The 629-nt window shown below is 31.8% G+C and carries 1 protein-coding gene; it reads right to left on the bottom strand.

Going from position 1 to position 629, the window contains the following annotated elements:
• Window positions 1-60: 60 nt before the first annotated feature.
• Window positions 61-411 (bottom strand): iron-sulfur cluster biosynthesis family protein, encoded by a 351-nt coding sequence (locus ED2_RS14545; RefSeq protein ID WP_005880598.1) that lies wholly within the window; start codon window positions 409-411, stop codon window positions 61-63.
• Window positions 412-629: the final 218 nt, after the last annotated feature.

A 629-nucleotide genomic window follows, 5' to 3' on the forward strand; every position in this document is an offset into this window, starting at 1 on the left:
CGTTCTAAAAAAGCTAGAATATCGTCAGGACTTTTATCCAATATTCTAACTTTTTACCTATTATGGTCGCAGATCAACTAATTGTACATGACTATCTAATGTTCCACTTGGACTTTCAAGTTTAAATACACCTAGTCGTGGATCAAGTGTCAGTGTCATTGCTTCATCCATATACATTTTTGAATAGTCTTTGATATAGACTTCACCTATGTCACTATCTACAGTGAGCGGATAATCATTTTTTTCTTGTTTCTTATCTAAAAGGAGTAAACGGAAACTAGTATCCAATGAGCAAACACCCATCTTTGAATATTTTCCTACACCATCATCCAAATCAAGGATGATCGTGGCACCCTCATCAGTATACTTCTGTAGTCTTTCTTGTGCTTTTTCAGAAATTTTTAGATACATCTATCAATTACCTCCTTCAATGTATTACAAGTTGATGCTAGCACATTTAAATTTTTTTAGCGAAAATTCTGCTTTTGTTCCGTTTAATTACGTTTTTAGGCTCTATATTTTTTGAAGTTAGCGAATTTCACCAATATCATTTAACAGTGAGCTTTTAAAAATTATATTTTCTTGTAATACAAAAAAGCACAATAGATTACTCTATTGTGCTTTAACTA

Source organism: Enterococcus durans NBRC 100479 = LMG 10746, from assembly GCF_001544215.1.
Taxonomy (GTDB): domain Bacteria; phylum Bacillota; class Bacilli; order Lactobacillales; family Enterococcaceae; genus Enterococcus_B; species Enterococcus_B durans.

What these genes read in the sequence shown, in the direction of transcription:
- ED2_RS14545 (WP_005880598.1), bottom strand. Translation starts at nt 411, where the DNA reads ATGTATCTAAAAATTTCTGAAAAAGCACAAGAAAGACTACAGAAGTAT.